The sequence below is a fragment of the Chitinophaga caseinilytica genome (genome assembly GCF_038396765.1).
GTDB classification, from domain to species: Bacteria; Bacteroidota; Bacteroidia; order Chitinophagales; family Chitinophagaceae; genus Chitinophaga; species Chitinophaga caseinilytica.
In genome coordinates this window covers 5,294,285-5,311,695 of the sequence record NZ_CP150096.1, presented here as the reverse complement: position 1 = coordinate 5,311,695, position 17,411 = coordinate 5,294,285, and the positions used below count along the sequence as shown (strand labels likewise).

13 protein-coding genes are annotated in these 17,411 nt (G+C 57.2%); 2 read left to right on the top strand and 11 right to left on the bottom strand.

Annotated features, from left to right (window positions below; all coding sequences use genetic code 11):
• Positions 1 to 8: 8 nt before the first annotated feature.
• From WJU22_RS21800 to WJU22_RS21755, 10 genes are all read right to left on the bottom strand, one after another.
• Positions 9 to 2,408, bottom strand: a complete 2,400-nt coding sequence (locus WJU22_RS21800; RefSeq protein WP_341840289.1) for a TonB-dependent receptor domain-containing protein — start codon at positions 2,406 to 2,408, stop codon at positions 9 to 11.
• 40 nt (positions 2,409 to 2,448) lie between these two features.
• On the bottom strand, positions 2,449 to 3,156 hold the full coding sequence (locus WJU22_RS21795; protein ID WP_341840288.1) for a phosphatase PAP2 family protein: 708 nt from the start codon (positions 3,154 to 3,156) through the stop codon (positions 2,449 to 2,451).
• Between the two features lie 12 nt (positions 3,157 to 3,168).
• Positions 3,169 to 4,467 carry a HAMP domain-containing sensor histidine kinase gene (locus WJU22_RS21790; protein WP_341840287.1) on the bottom strand — a complete coding sequence of 433 codons (1,299 nt, stop codon included), beginning with the start codon at positions 4,465 to 4,467 and terminating at the stop codon, positions 3,169 to 3,171.
• Positions 4,464 to 5,132 (bottom strand): response regulator transcription factor, encoded by a 669-nt coding sequence (locus WJU22_RS21785; protein ID WP_341840286.1) that lies wholly within the window; start codon positions 5,130 to 5,132, stop codon positions 4,464 to 4,466. Before WJU22_RS21785 ends, WJU22_RS21790 begins: the two co-directional genes overlap by 4 nt.
• 170 nt (positions 5,133 to 5,302) lie before the next feature.
• Positions 5,303 to 5,854, bottom strand: coding sequence for a dihydrofolate reductase family protein (locus WJU22_RS21780; RefSeq protein WP_341840285.1), 552 nt, complete (start codon positions 5,852 to 5,854; stop codon positions 5,303 to 5,305).
• Positions 5,855 to 6,044: 190 nt separating this feature from the next.
• On the bottom strand, positions 6,045 to 9,140 hold the full coding sequence (locus tag WJU22_RS21775; protein ID WP_341840284.1) for a CusA/CzcA family heavy metal efflux RND transporter: 3,096 nt from the start codon (positions 9,138 to 9,140) through the stop codon (positions 6,045 to 6,047).
• A 2-nt stretch (positions 9,141 to 9,142) separates the two neighbouring features.
• Positions 9,143 to 10,225 carry an efflux RND transporter periplasmic adaptor subunit gene (locus WJU22_RS21770; RefSeq protein WP_341840283.1) on the bottom strand — a complete coding sequence of 361 codons (1,083 nt, stop codon included), beginning with the start codon at positions 10,223 to 10,225 and terminating at the stop codon, positions 9,143 to 9,145.
• Entirely contained in the window at positions 10,222 to 11,502 is a 1,281-nt protein-coding gene (locus tag WJU22_RS21765) for a TolC family protein (RefSeq protein WP_341840282.1), read from the bottom strand. Before WJU22_RS21765 ends, WJU22_RS21770 begins: the two co-directional genes overlap by 4 nt.
• Before the next feature lie 39 nt (positions 11,503 to 11,541).
• Positions 11,542 to 12,924: a HAMP domain-containing sensor histidine kinase gene (locus tag WJU22_RS21760; RefSeq protein ID WP_341840281.1), complete on the bottom strand. Its 1,383-nt coding sequence runs from the start codon at positions 12,922 to 12,924 to the stop codon at positions 11,542 to 11,544.
• Positions 12,908 to 13,606 (bottom strand): response regulator transcription factor, encoded by a 699-nt coding sequence (locus WJU22_RS21755; RefSeq protein ID WP_341840280.1) that lies wholly within the window; start codon positions 13,604 to 13,606, stop codon positions 12,908 to 12,910. Before WJU22_RS21755 ends, WJU22_RS21760 begins: the two co-directional genes overlap by 17 nt.
• A 103-nt stretch (positions 13,607 to 13,709) precedes the next feature.
• Here WJU22_RS21755 and WJU22_RS21750 point away from each other — a divergent pair, with 103 nt between their 5' ends.
• Positions 13,710 to 14,309: a hypothetical protein gene (locus WJU22_RS21750; RefSeq protein ID WP_341840279.1), complete on the top strand. Its 600-nt coding sequence runs from the start codon at positions 13,710 to 13,712 to the stop codon at positions 14,307 to 14,309.
• 115 nt (positions 14,310 to 14,424) lie between these two features.
• Complete coding sequence (locus WJU22_RS21745) at positions 14,425 to 14,871, top strand: SRPBCC domain-containing protein (protein WP_341840278.1); 447 nt, start codon at positions 14,425 to 14,427, stop codon at positions 14,869 to 14,871.
• An 81-nt stretch (positions 14,872 to 14,952) separates the two neighbouring features.
• On the opposite strand, the gene WJU22_RS21740 is transcribed toward WJU22_RS21745, so the two are convergent.
• Positions 14,953 to 17,286: a TonB-dependent receptor gene (locus WJU22_RS21740; RefSeq protein WP_341840277.1), complete on the bottom strand. Its 2,334-nt coding sequence runs from the start codon at positions 17,284 to 17,286 to the stop codon at positions 14,953 to 14,955.
• Positions 17,287 to 17,411: the final 125 nt, after the last annotated feature.

The window sequence follows — 17,411 nt, the reverse complement described above, 5'->3', positions numbered from 1 at the left end:
ATGATGTTTTAGAATTTCCAGGCGTACCCGGCGCGGATCACCTGCGTTTCGTAATAATCGGTACTGGTATAATGGAAGCCGTCCCCATCCACTTTCCGTTTGATGCGGAGCGTTCCGGCCAGGTCGGTGGCGTTGAGCGTAAGCTCGCTTCTCCCGCCATTGAACGTCTTCTTCATACCGGCGTCTACATAAAACCGGCCGTATATCCGGCCCTGCGGGATGATGTCGGGCGCCATCCAAACGGCCGTTACCTGTACATCTGTTTTGCCCGGCAGCCGGAAATTCCCGTTCAGCTTCACGTTCCCGGAAATCAGTTCCTCCCTTTCCGCCGAGAAGGTATGTGGTTCGGGATATTGGTTCACGACCGAAAACGGCCGGATAACGTTCTTGTACCCCGTAGCATACAAGCTCATTTGCGCCTTGCCGAACTGGCGGGAAACATTGGCTTCCAGCCCCGTATTGAAGCTGCGGCCGGCGTTCTGGAAAATATTGTAGATCAGCGTACTGCCCGGCACGGTACTGGCGATGCGCGTGATGGTAGCGTTGATGGATTTGTGGAAAGCGGCGGCATAGAGCGATGTGGCGGCCCAGTTCTTCGTATAGCCCAGTTCGAAATTATCGGTGAACTGCGGCCGCAAACCGGGATTGCCGACCTTGATGATCTCGGCATCGTCGTATTTCGGGAAAATCCGGATGTCGACTTCGTTGGGCCGGTCTACCCGGCGGTTGTAGAAGAACGAAAACCGCGCATCCGCAGCCGGTTTATAAGCGATCCGCACCGTGGGGAACGGTTGTGTGTAGCTGTAGCCATCGCTTTTGTAGGTACGGTGGCTGGGGTTTACGTCGTACTCGATCTGCACGGCTTCCACCCGCAGGCCGGCTTCCAGTTCCCATTTTTCGCGCTCCAGGATGTAGTTGCCGTAAATGGCGGGGATGGTCTCGGAATAATCCGCCCATCCGCCGGCGGTAGTGTCCAGCGGGGAGTTGAGGCCGGGGATGAAGCGCATGTTGGTGGGGATGTATCTCCGCCGGAACTTGAAGCCGCCCTCGGCGCGCCCGAACTTCAGCGGGTGGACGTAGTCGATGCTGATATCGGCCACATGTTCGTCAGATAATAACTTGAACGAATCTACGCCGGTGAAGGTGGGATTGATATTGGTAAAGAAGTATTGCTCGTCTTCGCGGTGGAAGGTATAGTTGGCGGTCACCTGCAGCTTGCGCCCCGCCTGGGGGAACAGCCGCTGCCATTGGAGGGATGCGGTAGCGGTGATCTTGATCTCGTCTTCCAGGAACTGCCAGAGGCGGTGCCGTTTTTTCAGCTGGTTGTCGAAGAAAGGCTGATCGCCGTCGTCGAGGATCTTTTCGCGGCTGTACAACCCAGACACCGTGAGTGTATTGCGGTCGTCCACAAACCAGTCTGCGCCCGCTTTCCCGGTGGTGACGTTCGTTCTGCGGTTGCGTTTCAGCTGCTGGCGGATGGTATCCCCGTTCGCATAAAACCTGTCCGTAAATTCGTTTTTATTGAGCGTGTGGGTGTAAAGGTTATCTCCCTGGAAGAAGAGGTTCACCCGGTTTTTGCGGTAGTTCAGCGACACGGAAGGGTTGATCTTCGGCGTGGCGCGGTATTGCGGCCGGATCCCCGGGAAGTTGGGCTCTTTTTCCCACAACGCGCCCAAACCTGCATTCATCCCCAGTTTCCCGTTCCAGCCTTCCTTCTTTTCCTTTTTGAAGATAATATTGACGATCCCCGCATTCCCGTTGGCATCGTACCGGGCGGACGGGTTGTTGATGATCTCGATCTTTTCGATGGCGGAGGCGCTGATGTTGCCCAGGCTCGCCTGTCCGCCGTAACCCGTCAAAGCCGTTTGTTGCCCGTCGATCAGCACCATCACTTTATCATTCCCACGGAGCTGCACTTTCCCTTCCTGCGTCACGGTTACCCCGGGCAGGTTGGCCATGGCTTCCAGCACGGAACCGCCGGCCCTGGCCACGTTGGCCGACATGGAATAGGTTTGCTTGTCCATTTTGGCGTTCAATCCGTCGGCCTGTTTACCGGTCACGGTCACTTCTTTCAGCTGCCCGGCGGTTTCGGCGAGGTCGATATGCCCCAGGTCGAGGAAGTTGCTGAGGCGGCCGGTGAGGATTTGTTCCCAGGCGGTGGCATATCCCAGCACCGTGAGCTTCAGGAGGTAATTGCCGGTTTGGGGTGCCGGAATGGAAAACCGCCCGTCGTCCCCGCTTACCGTTCCCGCTACCAGGCTGCTGTCTGCCGCCCGGTGCAGCGTAACGGTAACGAAAGCCAGCGGCGTTTTCCGGGATGCGTCGCGCGCTTGCCCGGAGATCGTTACGGATTGGGCGAAAGTTGGAAGGGAAATGATCAACAGGACGAAAAACAGGATATGCTGCATTTCTTTTTCCTGTAAAGCTCGTACCCGAATTGGAAGAAAATTAGAACGGATCAGCTACGGTTTTATTCTTTTTATTCCATTTGTACCGGTGCGTCCAGTACGCCACTTTCATGGACAGGATCCCGAGGCCGGCGCCCACCAGCACATCGCTGACGTAGTGGCGGTTATTGGCGATGCGGAGCCCGCCCACTGCCGAAGCCACGCCGTAAGCGGCATAAGGCATCCAGGGGAAGCGGTGCTTGTATTCTTCAGAGAGGAAGGTGGCCGCGGCGAAGGCCTGCGCCGTATGCCCGGAAGGGAAAGAATTATAGGTAGTGCCGTCTGGCCGGAGCTGATGCGTGGTATTTTTCAGCAGGCTCACGGTGGCGAACATCATCGCTTCGCCTTTGATGAGGATGGCGGTTCGGTTCCGGATGTCCGTCCGCGAAGGGATGCCCGCCGCATCCAGCCCGTACGCGATGGCGATGGGCGCGTATTGCAGGTAATTGTCGATATGGGTATGGAAGGCAGACATATGTTCGTTCCGCTCTTCCACCAGTTCTTTCTTAAAACCTTCCGGCCCGTTCCCGTTGGCCGCAATGCCAGCCAGGATAAGGGATCCGGGTATGAAAAGTTCCCGGCGGAAGTTGATGGGCCGCATGCGGTACAGGCTGTCGTATGGGAGCGGCTGTTTGATTTCCTGGGCAAAGCAGGTGCCCGACAGCAGGAGCATCGCAGCCACCTGCCATCTGAAAACGATGTTGAACATATGGTGTTGATATTATTCTTCCTTTCCGCCGGTGAACGCGACGGTAAAATGATGCATGCCGTCCCGGAACCCGTAGCCGACCTGCCATCCGTACAACTGGCAGATTTGCCGCACGATGGCCAGACCGAGGCCCGTGCCGGTTGTGTGGGCCGCAGCGGAAGAGAACCGTTTGAACAGTTTGTCTTCCGGAAGGGGCGAAGCGCCGGAATTGGCGATGCTGACCGATCCGCTGCTGATGACGGCCCGCATTTCACCGCCGTCGGGCGTATGCCGGATGGCGTTCATGAGCAGGTTCGTGAGCAGTATCTCAACGAGCGCCGCATTGCCGGTAACCGTGCAGGTGCCGGGCGCATCCAGCTCCAGGCGGATGTTTTTTTCCGTTAAAAAATCTTCCATTTCCCCCGTCAATTCCTTCACGATGCCCGTGATCTCCACCGTTTCCTCCGAAGCGAACTGCCCGTTTTCGATTTTAGCCAGCAGTACGAGGTTGCGGTTGATGCGCGACACGCGCGACAACGAATGGTTGGCTGCTTCGATGATGCCGGACTGCTCTTCCGTCAACCCCTCCGTCTGCAAAAACAGGTCGAGTTTCGATTGAACGATGGCCAGGGGCGTCTGCAATTCGTGCGACGCGTTTTCCGTGAATTCCTTCTGCTCGCGGTACGCCGCGATGTTGCCGCTGATCAGCTTGCGGATGCCCGCGTGCAAAGATTCGAACTCGATGATATCGGTCTGCGGCAGGGGGATTTGCGACTGGCTCTTCAGATCGTATGCCTCCAGTTTGCCCACAGTTTCATGAAACGGCGCCCACAACTGTTTCGACAGCTTCTTATTGAGCAACAGGAAACCGGCCAGCAACAAGAGGAAGAACAAGGCCGTCACCGCCGTGATCGCCGAGATCGTTTCGTAAGATTCCTCGATGTTGGTTTCGACGGTCATTTTGTACGCCTGTCCACCGGCCGTGAAATAACTGATAAGCCCATGGAAGCGGTCGAGCTCCTCGTGGCCGGAGAGGCTGGTGTAGCGGTACACGGTGTACACGCTGTCTTCGTCCATGGCGTTCACCGGCACGATGCCGGCTTCCGGCTGGATGCGGTTCCAGGCGTCGATGCTGGCGTTGAGCGCGGCCGTATCGCCCGAGAGCCGTTGGAAATTCTCCTTGGCCCGCATCGCCACGATCTCGTTGTGCTCGTGCAGCTCGGTGCGCCAGATGAAATCCACGATAAGGAAATAAGCCGGCACGCTCGCCAGGAACACCACCAGGGCGTAGAGGAGAAAAGCCTTCAGGTTCCTGTCCAGCAGTTTTTTCATACTTCCCATTTATATCCCGTTCCGTACACGTTTTTAAGATAATTCCCATAGCCGGCTTCGGTGAGCTTGCGCTTGAGGTTTTTGATATGCGCGTACACGAAAGCGTGACTGTCGAGCATATCGGCCATGTCGCCGGAAAGATGCTCTGCCAGGGCGCCTTTCGAGATCACCTTGTTCTTGTTGCCGATGAAATACAGCAGCAGATCGAGCTCCTTTTTGGTGAGGGGCACTTCATTCCCTTCCACGAACACTTTTTTCGACAACAGATCGATCTTCACTTCGTGCTGTTCCACCACATTGGCGCTGGAAAACTGCTTCCGGCGGATGACGGAATAAACGCGGGCGGCGAGCTCCGGCAAATGGAAAGGCTTGGCGATGTAATCGTCGGCACCGTTCGTAAGCCCGGTAATCTTGTCTTCCATGGCGTTCCGCGCGGAAATGATGATGATCCCGTCGTTCCGTTTTTCCTTTTTCAGCATATCCAGTAAACGGAGGCCGTCGCCGCCGGGCAGCGTAAGGTCGAGCAGGATGCAATCGTAGGTATACATGTCGATTTTCTCCAAAGCCTGGGTGAAAGTAGCGGCGGTTTCACAGGTATAATCCGTGAGGTAGCCGGTAATGCTGGCCGCCAGTTCCGCTTCATCTTCGATCACCAGGAGTTTCATGCGTCAAAATTAGGCAGTGATTTGGAATAAATTTAGAATTGGGGGGATGGGGAACGTTATCGCTCCGTTAACGAATGTAACGATATTTTTATTTCATTATCAGGGCGTTAACGTACGAAAGCCGCGTGGGCCTTTCGACCCGCGCGGCTTTCAGGAATGGTATCGTGCAGCTATTTCGGGAGGTAAGTATTGGCGATCACCCCGTTTTTGAAAGTAAGGGATTCCGTGAGCTGGAACGTTCTTCTATCCGTAAAAATGGGAAGCCCCTTGCCCAGGGCCACCGGGTTGATGAGCAGGTGGTATTCGTCTACAAGGCCGGCCGCGATGAGCTGACTGGAGAAATTGGCGCCGCCGTAAACGATGAGCTCCTTACCGGGCTCGTTTTTCAGGGCATTGACCGTAGCCACCAGGTCGCCATTGGCCACTTCCACGTTCCGCCCTTTTATTTCCTTCAGCGTTCGGCTGAAAATAATCTTCCGCATCTTCACCATCCGCTCGGCCATGGGCACCGGCACGCCGTTCGGGGGATTGTCGAACGTAGCTTCCCAGTAATCGAGGAACCCTTTCGACATGATGCGGCCCATCAAAATGGTATCGCACCGGTCGGCCAGGTTGATGACGTATTCCGGGGCCGCACCGAGGAGGATCCAGTCCGTTTTGCCCGCGGGGTCGGCGATGAAACCGTCGAGGCTGATGTGGGATTGTAATATGAGTTTGCGCATGGGAGTGATTTGATTATTTGTTGTTGATGACTGTTGACGGATTAAAGGTGACGATAAATTCATCACCATACAGGCGCCAAATCCGACATTTAACGGGCCAATTGCGACAAGGCTGTGCAAAGACATAAGAACCCGGCCTGCGAGCAAGCCGGGTCCCCGTCAACCGTCATGATCACCCAAACAGCGGACGTTATTTACCCTTCTTTTTGCGGTATGCGAAGTAGAAGAGTTGCGGCAGCACCATCAAACTCAATACCATACAGATCAGCAGCCCGCCAACGATCATGATCGCCAGGGGTTTTTGTATCTCCGAGCCCATGCCGGTCGACAATGCCGCCGGCAGCAGGCCCAGCGAGCCCATCACCGCGATCATGAACACGGGCCGGATGCGCTCGTACACCCCGTCGGCGATGGCCTGGCGAAGCGGCATGCCCTGTTGCAGGTACTGCTTCATCACGGAAATGAGGATGATCCCGTCGATCGTTCCCACGCCGAAAAGAATGATGAAACCGATACCGGCGGAGATACCGAAGATCGTTTGCGTGGCCCACAGCGACAGAAATCCGCCGATAAACGCGAACGGGAGGGTCGACAGTGAAACCAGCGTATCCTTGATATTGCCGAAGTTCAGGTACAGGAGGAAAAAGATCAGCAGGAGGGAAATGGGAACGATGACGGCTAAACGCTTCGTGGCGCGCTGCTGGTTCTCGAACTCGCCCGCCCATTCGATGCCGTATGATGCCGGCAGTTTTACATGGGATTTCACTTTCTGCTGCGCCTCGGCGATGGTGCCGCCGAGGTCGCGCCCGCGGATGGAAAACCCAACGGCGATGTACCGGCTGTTTCCCTGGCGGTAAATGAACGCCGGGCCGGTAAACGACCCGATGTCGGCGATCTCGTACAGCGGCACCTTGGCCCCGCCTGCCGCGGGCACGAGGATGTTCCGGATATCGGGCGCGGATTCGCGGTAAGGCTTGTCGTACCGCACACGGATGTCGAACATCCGGTCGTTTTCGTAAAATGTGGACGCCGCTTTCCCGCCGATGGCCAGTTCGATGACGGCCTGCGCGTCGCGCATGCTCACGCCGTAGCGGGCCATCCGGCTTTCGCTCAGGCGGATGCGCAGTTCGGGCAGGCCGATGTTGCGGTAGATGTTAAGGTCGGTAATGCCGTCTACCGTCCGCAGCACGGCGGCGATGCTGTCTGCCGTGTTTTCCAGGGCGTAGAGGTCGTCTCCGAGCACCTTCACCACCAGCGAGCTTTTGACGCCGGCCACGTATTCGGCCACGTTGTCCATGATCGGCTGGCTGAAGCTGAACACCACGCCAGGGTAAATGGACAGGCCGGATTCGATTTCCCCGAGCAGGTCCTCCCGTTTGATCTTCCTTCGCCATTCCGCCGCGTCTTTGAGCTGGACGTGGAATTCGATGTTGAAGAAACCGGTGGGATCGGTACCGTCGTTGGGCCGGCCGGTTTGCGTGAGCACGAACTTCACCTCATCGAAATGCAGCAGCCGTTCTTTCATTTCCTTCGTGAGCCGCACGGATTCGTCGAGGTTGACGCTGTTGGGCAGCGTGGCGCGGATGTACAGGGCGCCTTCGTTCAGTTGCGGGATGAATTCCGTTCCCAGCCGTGTGAACCCGAACACGCAGGCGGCCAATAACGCCACAAAGCCCAGGACCGTCCCTTTTTTGTAGCGCGTGGCGAAGCGGAACAACCGGAAAATATTGTTGCGGAAGAAGTTGGTGACCGGATTTTCGCGGTCGCGCACGTTTTTGGTTAGCAGTACCTTGCACATGGCGGGAACGTAGGTAAGACTGAGCAGCAGCGCACCGAGGAGCGCGTATCCCAGCGTGAACGCCAGCGGCGCGAACATCTTTCCTTCCACTTTCTGGAACGTGAAAATGGGCATGAGCGCCACGATAAGGATCACTTGTGCGAAGAGGATGGACTTGGCCACTGCCCGCGAATTTTTGCGGATGATGCCCAGTTTGGACACCTGGTTGAAGCGCGCCATCCCCAGTTCCTTCGCCCGTTTATCGAGCCCCACGAACACATGTTCCACGATCACCATCGTGCCTTCCAGCAGCAAACCGAAATCCACCGCGCCGATGGATATCAGGTTGGCAGACAGGCCCTGTATCCTCAGCATCATCAGCGCGAAAAGGAAGGCCAGGGGGATGACGGAAGCCACGATCACGGTAGTCCGCCAGTTGAACAGGAAAATGAACACCACCACCGATACGAGGAAAATGCCTTCCAGCAGGTTGTGGGTCACGGTTTTGACGGTTTTGTCCACCAGCCCGGTGCGGTCGTGGAACGCTTCGATCTTTACGTCGGGCGGCAGGAGGCGGTCGTTGAGATCGGCGATCCGGGCTTTGAGGCGCTCCACCACTTCGCTGGGGTTTTCGCCACGGAGCATGACCACGATGCCTTCCACGAGATCGTCTGCCCGGTCCAGCCCCGCCTGCCCGAGCCGGGGCTTGCCCGATTCCACGACTTCGGCTACGTGCCTGACGAGTACGGGCGTACCTTTGACATCGCGGATGAGGATGCTTTCGATGTCGGGGATTTTGTCCAGCAGCCCGATCCCGCGCACCACATACGCTTGCGATCCCTGCTGGATCACGTCTCCACCTACGTTGATGTTGCTGTTGCTCACGGCGTCGTACACATCGAGCGCGGTGAGGTTGTAATTGGCCAGCTGTACGGGGTTCACGCGGATTTCATAAATCTTTTCTTCGCCCCCGAAACTCACGACGTCTGCCACGCCCGGCACGGCCACCAGCTCCCGTTCGATCATCCATTTCTGGAGGGAGAACAATTCGCGGATGGGCCTGTCCTTACTCTTTATCACATATCTGAAAATCTCTCCCGTGGCGCCATACGGCGGTTCTACCTCGGCATCGGCGCCTTCCGGCAGGTCTACGTTGTGAATGCGGTTGGCTGCGTATTGCTGGGCGTAAAAATCATCGATATCGTCCCGGAAATTCACCGTCACGACAGATAATCCGAACAGGGAAATCGACCGCACGTCCGTCTTTCCCGGGATGGTGCTCATTTCTTTGGTGATGGGCAGTGTCACGAATTTTTCCACTTCCTCCGCGCTGCGCCCCGGCCATTGCGTGATGATGCGGGCGCGGGTGTTGGTAACGTCCGGGTACGCTTCCACGGACGTGTGCAGGTAACTGATCACGCCACCGGCGGCCAGGAGGAAAGTCAGGAAAAAGACCAGTATATGGTTGCGAAGCGCAAAGCCTACGATGCGTTCTACAAATTTCGTCATGTTCAGTTGTCTTTGAGCCAGGCATAGATCAGCAGCGGGTTACGGGTGATGATCGTATCACCGGGCGCTACGCCTTTGCGGATGTACAGGGTATCTTTCGTTTCGAAGGCCGTTTCAACGGGGATGATGTCTACTTCGCATTCATTGCGGTATTTCAGCACATGGAAGCGGTTGTTGTCGAACACCGCCGCGGATACGGGTACCGCCGCAACCGCCTCTGCGGCTTTCTGCACGGCCACTTCCACCATCATCCCGGGCTTGAGCCGCAGATCGCGGTTGTGAAGGGTGATGATGGCCTTGAGGACGCGCTCTTCCGGGTCGAACACGCCCGACAGCCGGTCGATGCGCCCCTCGAACACCTTGCCCGGGTAAGCAGTAGTAGTGATCCGGGCCACCTGGCCTTTGGATATTTCGCCGAGTTGACCGGTGTAAATATTGGCCTGTACCCATACTTCTTCCAGATCCGACAACACGAACAGGGGATTTTGGCTGGCTTCCACCTGCGCCCCCGCCACCACGTTCTTTTCTACGATATAGCCGTCCAGCGCTGCGCGCACGAGCAAAGTCCCGCTTTCCAGGCTGCCGCCGTAAATCGCCGCCGACTTCGTGATCCGCGCGATGGCGGATTGGGCGGCGGCGGCTTCGGCCTGAGCTTCGAGGAGGTCTTTATCGGCCGATACGCCGCTTTGCCGCAGCTGTTGCTCTGCCTGGAGCTTGCGTTGCGCCAGGGCCAGCTGTGCGCGGGCGGTGGCCAGTTCGGTGGCCATGGTGCTCAGCTCGGGGCTCTGGATTTCCATGAGCAGTTGCCCCTTCCGGACGCGGTCGCCCAGTTTCACGTTCATCTGCGACACCACGCCGCTGAGCAGCGGCACGAAGCGGTAGACCCTTTCTTCGTCGTAGCCCACCATGCCCGTAAGCGGCAGGTTGGGCTGCCAGTGCGCCTGGCGGATGGTTTCCAGCTGGATGCGTTCCCTCAGCTCCGGCGCTATGCAGCGCCGGGTGGCGGGCTGGGATTCCGGTTGCGGGGTGCTGCATCCGGCGGCGGCCAGCAAAACGGCGAGCGCGTAAATTTTTGTTGATGTCATAATGTGTTGCCGGTTAAGTATTCCAATTCGGATTGATGGACGATAATATTTCGGATTGCCTCGTAATAGAGGCGCCTGTTGTCGCGGAAAGAGGTGAAGTAGTCCAGGAAGGCCACCAGGCTGAGGTGCCGGTCGCGGAAGTTGAGCGTTATGCCGTCCAGCAGGAGATCTAGCTCATGGAGATAGTCGCCGCCCATGCCCTGCGCGGCTTCCAGGGTGCGCACCAGTTCCTGCCGCGCCCGTACCACGTCTGCCGCCAGCGCATGCGCCGTTCTGCTGCGCTGTATCCCGCTTTGCTGCCATTGCAGCCGGGCATCGCGGATGTTGCCTTTGTTGCGGTTGAAGAAGGGCAGGTCCATAGACACGCCGGCCCCTACGAAATCGAGCATGGTACTGCCATTGCGGTCGTACCCGACGTTGAACTGCAGATCGGGCACGCGGCGTGCGCGTTCCAGCGCGTAGGCGGAATTTTGCAGCTGCACGTTGGCCGTTGCCACCTGCAGGGAAGCGTTGTTCCGCTCCGCGACATCCAGCAGGGAATCCAGCGGTGGGATGTGCACGGCGGGAATGGCGGCGGGTATGGTGATGACGAGCGCGGATGCGGGCGGTGTGCCCAGCAGCAGTTTGAGGGCCATTTCCTTTTCGCCGGCCTGTTCCGCCCATTCGTTGGCTTCCGCTTTCAGGGATTGCTGCAATGCCCGCAGGCGGTAAACTTCGGCTTTCGGAACGGCCCCCAGGGCCGATTGCGCTTCCTGTACGCGCAGGAGCCGGTCTACGAGGGATTGTTGGCGGCGCGCATCGTGCAGGAGCGCCTGTGCGTACGACAATTCCGCCGCGGCCTGGCGCAATTCCGCGCGCATGGCCTGTAAGAGGTCGGAAAACGACTTTTCCGCCAGAACTTTGCCGTCGGTTTCCAGCCGGATGGCTTTCCCGCGCTTGCGGGCCGTTTGCACCATTTGCTCCAGCCGCAGCGCGAATTGCTGATTGGTGCCCCATCCGCCCGGGAACGCCGGCGAAACGGTTTCTCCGCCGCGCTGGCGGGCCGTGGCCCAGAGGTTCACTTCATCGAGCGTGAAATTGGGATTGGGCCAGGCTTTCGCTTGGAGAATGCGGGCTTCCGCCCGGCCGATGTCCAGCTTCGCGGCGAGGAGACCGAGATTATTTTCGAGGAAGGTTTTTTCCGCTTCCCCGGGCGAAAAGCGCAAGGTGTCTGCCGGCTGCTGCGCCAGGCAAATGCCGGAGAAAAGGAGGATGGGAAGAAGTGCGAGTCGTACCATATCGGGCGCAAAACTATCGCGCCCGCATTAGAGGCACTTTTACGCCAGATTAGAAAATGATGAGAACGGCGCAGGAAAGAGGAGCCGGAACACGGTGCCGCCGCCTTCTGCGGCCGACACTGCCATCTCAATGCCATGCCGGTCGAGGATCTGTAGGGTCAGGTGCAACCCGATGCCATGCCCGGCCAGGTGCCGCGTAGCGGGAGAGCGGTAAAAAAGATCGAATATCCGCGCCTGTTCATCCGCGGTGATGCCCGGCCCGCGGTCGCTCACGGTGATGGCGAGGCGCCCGTTCGCGGCGGTCACCTTCACTTGCACCGGCGCCGGGCGGGAAAACTTGATGGCATTGTCTACGAGGTTCGACAGGGCTACGAACAACAGCTCGCGGTTGCCGTGAACGGTGAGCAGGCTTTCCTGGTCGGCAACGCCGTCGAGGTCCGGGTGCACCTCCGCGCCGGGGTAATCCGCCGCGGCTTTTTCCAGCACGTTCCACAGCACTTCGTCTATGCGCACGGGATGCATGGGCGGGGGCGACAATTCCAGCCCCGAAAGCGCCAGCAGTCCTTCGGTGATGGCCTGTAAATGCCGGGCTTCCTGCTGTAATAGCTGCAATTGGCCGCGGTAATCGTCGTTGCTGCGCGGTTGCCGGAGGGTGACGTCCATTTCACCGATCATGGCTGCCAGCGGGGTTTTCAATTCATGCGAGGCATTCCGGAGAAAGTTCCGCTGGCTCCTGACGCCCGCCTCCAGCCGCTCCAGGAGGTAGTTGAAGGTGGTGATGAGGGCCGTCAGCTCATCGGGCTTCTGGCTGGGCACCTCCAGCCGGGTGTGGAGATTGTCTGCCGTGATGGCGTTCACTTTGCGGATAAGGCGGGAAAATGGCCGGAACGTGCGGTGGGAGAGCCACCGGGTCATGGAGTAATTGATGACCATCCCGATCCCGAAGAAGCAGAGCAGCATCCAGCGGAGGGCAGCGAGCTGGGCGGAGCCGGCACTGTTGCTCCCGGAGGCCACCACGATGAAATCGCCCTGGTTGTCTTTGTAAAAAATCCCGGTGCACTGCCTTTCCCCGACCTGGAACATCCGCACGCCGTGCGGCATGACGGCTTCCAGTTGCGGGCGGGAGAGCGAGTAATCCTGTCCGTCGGGCACGTAAATCCTGAAATCGTCCGCATAATAGAGCCGGATGGGCGCTGCACTGATCTGCCGGTATTTTTCCTCGATCTCGCGGTATTTGTGGCCTGTCAGCTCGTCTTTTTCGAGATAGAAAAGCGCGGCCGTCCGGGCCCTTTCTTCCAGTTTGCGGTAATACAGGTCGCGGGTGTAATGGCGGAAGAGGAGATAGGCGCCCAGCAATACGAAACCCAGCGTGGCGGCGAATATGAGGGCCGACCGGTTCGTAAGCTTACGACGCAGGCTCATGTTCTTTCTGTTTGAGCATGTACCCGCGGCCTTTGATGGTATGGATCAGCGGATGCGCATAATCCTTGTCGAGCTTGCGGCGGAGGTAATTGATGTAAACGTCCACCACATTGGTGTTGGAGCTGAAGTGGATGTCCCACACGGATTGCGCGATCTGCGCGCGCGACAGCGCCTTTTCGCGGTTGCGGACGAGGAAAGTGAGGAGTTTGAACTCCCGCGGCGACAGCTGGAGATCGTTACCGTTGCGGTACGCGCATTGTTCGGCCATATTGATCTCTATGCCCGCGTACCGCTGCATATCGGTGACGCCGCGGTTGAACTCGATGCGCCGCAGTTGCGCATGGATGCGGGCCAGCAGTTCTTCGAATAGGAAGGGTTTGGACAGGTAATCGTCTGCCCCGCATTGCAGGCCGCGGATCTTTTCTTCGGGAGAATTGAGCGCGCTGAGCATGATCACCGGTGTGGTGATACCGCGCCTGCGCAGCAGTGTGCAGACGTCGAAGCCGTCCATATCGGGGAGCATGACGTCAAGGATGATGGCGTCGTAGTCGCTGGAAGCCGCTTCCAGTAAGGCGTCGGCGCCGTTCCCGGCAACATGCGCGAGGTAGAGGTTTTCTTCCAGCCCCTTTTTTATGAAAGCGGCTACCCGGCTATCGTCTTCCGTCAGCAGAATCCTGTTCATGCCGCAAAGTTCCGGAAGTAAGATGGGGCGGCAAGTTAAAATGTCATTAAAATATGATGGACTGCTGATGAATATTTATTACTTTTCTGCATATATGAATACTATGGAATTTTCATACGAAGGATCCTGGACGGCGCTGGAAGAAATTCTCGGGAAAAGGGAAGGGATCGCCGCATCATGGGAAGCATTGATAGATTTTCATGCACAAATCAAACCGGCTACATATTGGAGCGCGTTGCGGAATGTCGATTTTACGGAAGAACGGGCGGAAATGGCCGATTGGCTGCACGAGCTGGCAGAAACCTATCCGCTGCCCGATTCCGTACAGGCGTTATGGATAGGCATCGTTCAGTTTTATGACGAGGAGCAGCGCAGGACCATCTATGCTTATCATGTGCTGGGTGCGGACGCATACGACCCGCAGGATGCCGAATGGGCAACCGAGCCGTCGTGGCAACCGGAACTGGGGCATTTCGTCCCCGATAGTCTGAAAATGCTCAATTCCGCGCTGGCCGAAGCCAAAGAAGATTTTTCGTTCCTCGACTGGTTATTGCCCGTTGCCGCATCGGCTTTCGTTTTTGATAACATCATCCAGACACAGCTCGACCATTCGAAATTCCGCGTGGCAACTACGCCGCTGCCTGTAACCATTGGGTATGATAACGGGGATTTCATTTCCCTGTCGCCGATCGTTGCTTCATAAATTCCTGCTGTTCCGGCCCAAACGGGGCAATTGTCCAGAACACCACTGGAAGTTGTCCATTTAGCACCCGAAAGGTGATTCCGTGACGCGGTAATTTTGGAGAAAGCAAATTACCATGGCAAATATCTTGCACAGAGTAGGAATTAAAACGACTTCCATCGAAGCAGTTTACCGCGCATTGACTTCCCGCAACCAGCTTGCGGCCTGGTGGACGACCGACACCAAGGGCGAAGGCGATAAAGTAGGCAACATCGTCGCTTTCCGGTTCAATACCGATGGGTTCGATATGAAGGTGACCAAACTGGATGCGCCGCATCATGTGGAATGGGAAGTGGTGGCTGGCCCGGCAGAATGGGTAGGCACTACCATCACGTTCGATCTGAAGCAGGACGGCGATTACGTGATCCTGCTGTTCCAGCATCTGAACTGGAGAGAGCCCGTCGAGTTCATGCATCATTGCAGTACCAAATGGGCCATTTTCCTGCTGAGCCTGAAAAAACTGGTCGAAACGGGTAAAGGCGAGCCCTTCCCGGACGATGTCAAGATCGATAACTGGAACTAAAAAAATTAAGCCACTGCAGTCTCCCGCAGTGGCTTTCTGTTAAACAATGGACGGCGGCGTCCGGGAAAACTTTCCAGCCGCTTATTTCTCCGTCGGCATCCGGTCTACCTGGCTTTTCTTCCGGTTGAAACGGTACACCACATTTCCGGTATACACCACGCCCTGTTGTACGTAATGCGAATACAGGGAATATTCCGGCGTGTCCATTTCGGCGTTGTAGGTATTGGAGTTGAAGATGTTGTTGACGCTGAAGGAAAGCGAGAGCCGGTCGTCGAAGAAATCCCTGGACAGGCCGATATTGGCGCGGTATTGTTCGGCCACCGACAATTGTACTTCCCTTCGTTTCCCCCGGTAGGTAAAGCTACCATCGATATTCACGACTTTCGGGAAGCGCATGCTGGAACGCAGGGTCGTGAACCAGGTGGTGGCATCGGTAGCGTAGTTTTTTCCGGCGTAAGCGCCGCGCTGGTTGAAGGAATACCAATTTACGTCCCACGACAGGCGCCACCAACCATAAGGGTTATACGTAGTCGTCATATCGAACCCGTACCGGTTTTCCCGGCCCATGTTCGCAAAGGTGCGCACGAAAGTACCGTCGGGCTGGGGCTCTATCACCGCATCGAAGTAATTGGTGGTATGCTGGTAATACAGGCCCGGGTTCACGCTGATCTTCCCGAACTTCTTCAGCAGCGCCAGTTCTGCGACGCTGGTATACATGGGGTCGATGTTGGGGTTCCCGCGCTGGAGGAACCTTTGGTCAGACAAGCCCGAGAACGTGTTCAGTTGCCAAAACCGCGGCCGGTTGATCCGCCGGCTGTAGCTCGCCTGCAGGCTCAGCTCGTTTTTAAACCCATATTGCAAATGCAGGGTGGGGAAGAAGTCGATGTACCGCTTTCTCCGGTCGATCGTTTGCTCCCGGTCGATGATACCGATGTGCGACAACTCACTTCGCAGCCCCACCAGGCCTTCCAGCTGTTTCCATTTTGTACCGTACTGGGCGTATGCGGCGTAGATGTTCTCGTCGTAAAACAGCTTGTTGTTGTTGCCCGGCAGCAGTTTCCCGTCCTGCGCAGCGGAATATTCGCTACGGATGGCGCGCCATTGGCCGCGGACGCCCATGTCCAGCTGGCCCGACTTCAGGGGTAATTTAACATCGCTTTGCAGGTAAATGTCCTTACTGCTTTCGATGTCGCGGGTAACGAGGTGGACCGGCGTTGCGGCGGACGAATGCTGCCGGATGTCCTGGTTTTCATCGTCGTTCCAGAAATCGTACTGCATGTAGGTCGTCCATTTTTTGCCGGGCTGTTTGAACGTTTTTGTGTAGTTGAGCTCCAGTTCGTTGAAGATCTGCGGTTCGCGGTAGCTTTCGAAACGGGTGATGGTACTGTCTTGCGTGCCATGCTGGTCGAAATACGCGTAATCCATGCGGTTGCGGTCGTTGTTGCGGATGTGGGTACGGTAGTAGCTGGCGGTGAGGATATTTTTTTCGTTTAGATAGAAATCGGTCCCCACGTACAAATTGATGTTGTCTGAATTGGCGTCGGAGCGGTTGGATTGGCGGAGGAGAGTGTATGGGTTTTTATGGATGCGCCCGACGTCTTCCAGGAACAGCAGGGAACGGTCGCGGTACCCGATATTGGTGAACAGGTTGAAGGTTTTCGTTTTGTAGCTGGCGTTGAGGTTGACGCTGTTGTTCTGCGGACTGGAGATCCCCGCCTGCAGCGAGGCATTGAAGCCCAGCGACGCGTTTTTCTTCAGCACGATGTTGATGATCCCCGCGCTGCCCTGCGATTCGTAGGCCGACGATGGGTTGGTGATCACTTCTATCTTTTCGATGTTGGCCGCCGGGATTTGCGACAGGCCGTTGTTCTGGGTGAGCATAGACGGTTTCCCGTTGACGAGGATGCGCACATAGGGATTGTCGCGCAGGGATACATTGCCCTGCATGTCCACATTCACGGACGGAACGTTGTTCAGGATATCGTTGGCGTTGCCGCCCCGGGACAGGATGTCTTTTCCCACGTTGAACACCTTTTTATCCGTTTTCAACTCGATGGAGGATTTTTCGCCCTGTACCTGCACGGTAGACAGTTGTTGCACGTTGGCAGACAGGCGGATGTCCCCCAGATCCATATTCCCCTGCAGCACGACGGTGCGCATGTCCCCGTCGAATTGCAGCGCCCGGGCCTGGAAGGTATATTTCCCGGCGGGGAGCGTCAGGTGGAAACGGCCGTCTGTTGCTGCGGCGGTGCGAAATTGAAGGGTCGTGTCCTTTTGCGACCGGAGCAGCACGCTGGCGCCGGGAACGGGCGCCCGGTCGGTGGCGGAAACGATCTTTCCTTCGAGGGAGAAGGATTGGCTGAAGGATGGGAGGGCGATGGCGAGGCAGCATATCAGCTGGTATAAGTGCTTCATTTCTCAGGAGTTTCTGCAAATGTGGCACTATCCGCTGGGCGGATCCGGGCGGGTCGACGAACGGGGGGGCGCAGGCCATAGACAGGGGAATGGGGGTAGAAATCAGGGTTTGGCTGCTAAGGGGG